At 72.9% G+C, this 4334-nt stretch carries 2 protein-coding genes; both read right to left on the bottom strand.

Annotated features, from left to right (window positions below; translation table 11 throughout):
* The coding region (locus tag AQJ64_RS43875) for a type I polyketide synthase (RefSeq protein WP_159060352.1) at nucleotides 1-1842 on the bottom strand (1842 nt) is incomplete at its 3' end.
* A gap of 168 nt (nucleotides 1843-2010) precedes the next feature.
* Nucleotides 2011-4334: SDR family NAD(P)-dependent oxidoreductase (locus AQJ64_RS43870; RefSeq protein ID WP_059203540.1), on the bottom strand; the 2324-nt coding region annotated here is incomplete at its 5' end.

Below are 4334 nucleotides of genomic sequence, written 5' to 3'. Positions count from 1 at the left end.
GCCCACATACGGCGCCAACGCGGCCTCACACGCCTCCATCGACGCCGCGAACACCGGCGAGACATCCCACAACTCACGCCCCATACCCGCCCACTGCGCCCCCTGCCCCGGGAAGACGAACACCGTGCCGTCGGGTACTACGTCGAAGTTCCCGGTCACCGCTCCCAGGACGGTACGGTCGGCCGCCAAGTCCCCCAGTTCGGACAGGAGTTCGCTGCGATCCGTGCCGAGGAGGACGGCCCGGTTCTCGAACGCGGCCCGTGTGGCGGCCAGCGACCACGCCACGTCCACCGGCCGGACATCCTCACCCGCCGACTCCACGTACGACGCCAGACGCCCCGCCTGACCGGCGAGCCCCTCTGCACCACGACCCGACACCACCCACGGAACCGCGCCGTCGGCCACGAACACCGGTGCCCTGGTGTCGTCGGTGGTCTCCGGTTCCGGTGTCCCGGGGTCGGGTTCCGGCGCCTGCTCCAGGATCACGTGGGCGTTGGTGCCGCTGCCGCCGAAGGAGGACACGCCCACGCGGCGGGGGCGGCCGGTCTCGGGCCACTCCTCGTTCTCCGTGAGGAGTCCGACCGCTCCGGACGACCAGTCGACGTGCGGTGTCGGCTCGTCCAGGTGCAGCAGCTTCGGCAGAACGCCGTGCTGCATGGCGAGGACCATCTTGATGACGCCGGCGACGCCCGAACTCGCCTGTAGATGACCGATGTTGGCCTTGAGAGAGCCCATCCGCAGTGGTTCTTCGCGATCCTGGCCGTAGGTCGCCAGCAGCGCCTGTGCCTCGATCGGGTCGCCCAGGGTGGTGCCCGTACCGTGCGCCTCCACCGCGTCCACGAGGTCCGCGCTCAGACGGGCGTTGGCCAGCGCGGCGCGGATCACCCGCTCCTGCGAAGGACCGTTGGGCGCCGTCAGACCGTTGCTCGCCCCGTCCTGGTTGACCGCCGAGCCACGCACCACCGCCAGCACCGGATGACCGTTGCGGCGGGCGTCCGACAAACGCTCCAGCAGCAACACCCCCACACCCTCACCCCAGCCGGTACCGTCCGCCCCCGCCGCGAACGGCTTGCACCGACCGTCCGGCGCAAGCCCCCGCTGCCTGCTGAACTCCACGAAGTTCCGGGGGCCGGCCATGACGGTGGCGCCGGCGGCGAGGGCGAGGCGGCACTCGTCCTGGCGCAGAGCCTGGACGGCGAGGTGCAGCGCCACCAGCGACGAGGAGCACATGGTGTCGACGGTGACAGCGGGGCCCTCGAAGCCGAGGGTGTAGGCGATGCGGCCGGACAGCACCGCGCCGGAGCCGCCCGTCAGCATGTGTCCCTCGACACGGTCCCGGGCCCGCGCGGCAGCGGCCCCGTACCCCTGGTCGCTGCTGCCGACGAACACGCCCGCCTTCTCGCCGCGCAGGGTGCCCGGGTCGATCCCGGCCCGTTCCAGTGCCTCCCAGGACGTCTCCAGCAGCAGCCGCTGCTGTGGGTCCATCATCGTCGCCTCGCGCGGCGAGATTCCGAAGAACGCGGGGTCGAAGTCGGCGGCGTCGTAGAGGAACGAGCCGGAGCGGGTGTAACTCGTGCCCTGGTGCTCCGGGTCGGGGTGGTACAGGTTCTCCAGGTCCCAGCCTCGGTTCGCGGGCAGTTCGGAGACGGTGTCGACGCCCGCCACCAGCATGTCCCAGAAGCCCTCGGGAGTGTGCGCGTGGCCGGGGAAGCGGCAGCTCATCGAGACGATGGCGATGGGCTCCTGCTGTCGGGCCTCGACCTCCTGGAGGCGTCGGCGGGTCTGCCGAAGGTCGGTAGTGACCAGCTTGAGGTAGTCGCGGAGCTTGTCCTCGTTAGCCATGAACGTCATCAGTCCCTAGAGCAGGCCCGAAGGCTTGAAGTCTCCCGTGCGGCTGCGGCGTTGGCAACCGGGCGGTCGGACGGGGTGGTTCGGTGCGGGATGGTGCGGTGGGGAAGGGTTGAAGCCGGGCGGGGCGGCCAGGGGGGAGTACACCGCCCCGCCGGCGGTCTAGTTGAGGCCGAGTTCCTTGTCGATCAGGTCGAACATCTCGTCGTCCGAGACGACCTCGAGCAGTGCGTCGTCGGGATCCCCGCCGACCGGTGTCTCCACCGGCCCCTCCGACAGGCGCCACAGCAGCGCTTGCAGCCGGGTGGTGATCCTGGTGCGGGAGACGTCGTCGGCGGGGTCGAGCGCGGCGACGGCCGCCTCCAACGCCTCGAGCGGCGTGAGATCCCCCGCCTCCGCCCCTGCCGTCGGCGGGGCGAGTTCGGACAGCAGGCGTGCGCCGAGGGCGGCCGGGGTGGGATGGTCGAAGACCAGAGTGGCGGGCAGACCGAGACCTGTGGCCTCCTTCAGCCGGTTGCGCAGCTCCACCGCGGTCAGGGAGTCGAATCCCAGATCGCGGAAGGCGTGCCCGGGGCCGATGGCACCGGTCCCGTCATGGCCGAGAACCGCGGCGACCTGCGTCCGTACGAGCTGGAGCACGGTCCGTTCCTGCTCGGCCCGGCTCACGCCGGCCAGCCGGTCGGCGAACGAGCGCGCCGGACCGACCGCCCCGGCGTCGGCCTCGGCCACGCCGACGGGGACCTGTGCGGCGTCGAGGAGCCGGGCCTCCGGGATCTCGTCGAAGAGGCGCCGGCGGCGGGCGGCCGAGTAGGTCGCCGCGAACCGTTCCCAGATCACGTCGGCGACGACCAGGACGGTCTCGTCGTGGGCGAGGGCCTGCTGTACGGCGCCCACGGCCACCTCGGGGTCCATCGTGGGCACGCCGTAGCGGCGCAGCCGGTCGCCCTCGGACTCGTGCACCATGCCGCCGCCGGCCCAGGCACCCCAGGCGAGGGAGGTGGCCGTCCGGCCTCGGCCGCGGCGCCACTCGGCGAACGCGTCGAGGTAGGCGTTGGCCGCCGCGTAACCGGCGTGGCCTCCGTCGCCCCAGACGCCCGCGCCCGACGAGAACAGGACGAAGGCTTCCAGCGGACGGTCGCCGAGCAGCGCGTCGAGGTGCAGGGCGCCCGCGATCTTCGCGCGCATCACCTCGTGCAGGGCGTCGTGGTCCGTGTCCCCGATCGCGACGGCCGGCGGCTCGGTGCCGGCCGCGTGCACCACGGCGGTGACCGGCGCGTCCTCCGGCACGCCCGACAGCAACTGGGCCAGGGCCTCCCGGTCGGTGATGTCGCAGGCGGCGATGGTGACGCGGGCGCCGAGCGCGGTGAGTTCCCGCTCCAGTCCGTCCGCGCCGGGAGCGTCCGGCCCCCGGCGGCTGACGAGCAGCAGATGCCCGGCACCGGTGGCGGCCAGCCGTCGGGCCAGGTGTGCGCCGAGGGCTCCGGTGCCGCCGGTGATGAGCGTCGTCCCGGTGAAGCCGACGGTGCGCCGCTCGCCCGTCTCGGCTTCGACCGGCTTGCGGACCATGCGGCGTACGTACAGTCCGTCCTCGCGTACGGCGAACTGGTCCTCGTCCTCGTCACCCGCCAGGGCGGTGAGGAACCGGTCCCGGCCGCGGGTACCGAGTCCCGCGCCCCCCTGGCCGGACGCGTCCTCCTCGCCAGGAGGCGCGGGGAGGTCGATGAGGCCTCCCCAGCGCCGGGGATGGTCGAGCCCGTAGACCCGGCCGAGACCCCAGACGGCCGCCTGCTCGGGCAGCGGACCGGCGGCCTGCGGCGCGGCGGGGCCGGGCACGCTGACCGCTCCCCGGGTGACCGTCCACAGCGGTGTGTCGGCCTTCGTGTCCGTGAGGGCCTGCATGAGCAGGAAGGTGGCCGTGACGGCCTCGGGCACGCCGGAGGGGCACGGCTCTGCGACGGGGCGGTCACCGCAAGGTGCCAGGGGAAGCAGATTGAGTACGCCGCCGATGTGCGGGTTCCCTTCGAAGGCCTCGCGGAGACGGTCCGCGAGAACTGCCCGGTCCGCCCGCGTCACGTCGAGGGCGACCGTGACGACGTCCTCGACGTCCCTGTGCCCGCGCAGCCCCTCGACCAACTCCTGTGCGGTGGCTTCGGCAGTGCCGTCGTCGCCCGGCAGCACGACCAGCCAGTGCGATGCCAACGGGCCGGCCCCAGCCGCCGATGCGCCGGTCGGTCGCCATGTCACCGCGTACCGCCAGGAGTCCAGCGCGGCGCTCTCCCGCCTGCGCCGACGCCATTCCGCCAGAACGGGCAGCACCGGTTCCACCGTGTCGAGTGCGTCGCGCCGTTCCGGCGCCAGGTCGAGGGTGTCGGCGAGCGCTTCCAGGTCCTCGCGTTCGACCGCCTCCCAGAAGCGGGCGTCCACCTCGTCGACGGAGGGGCTGTCGGGGGCGGGTTCGGGAGTGTCGAGCCAGTAGCGGCGGTGCT

Origin of the sequence: Streptomyces griseoruber, assembly GCF_001514205.1 — a bacterium.
Classification (GTDB): Bacteria; Actinomycetota; Actinomycetes; order Streptomycetales; family Streptomycetaceae; genus Streptomyces; species Streptomyces griseoruber.
This window is presented reverse-complemented; position numbering and strand designations above follow the sequence as displayed.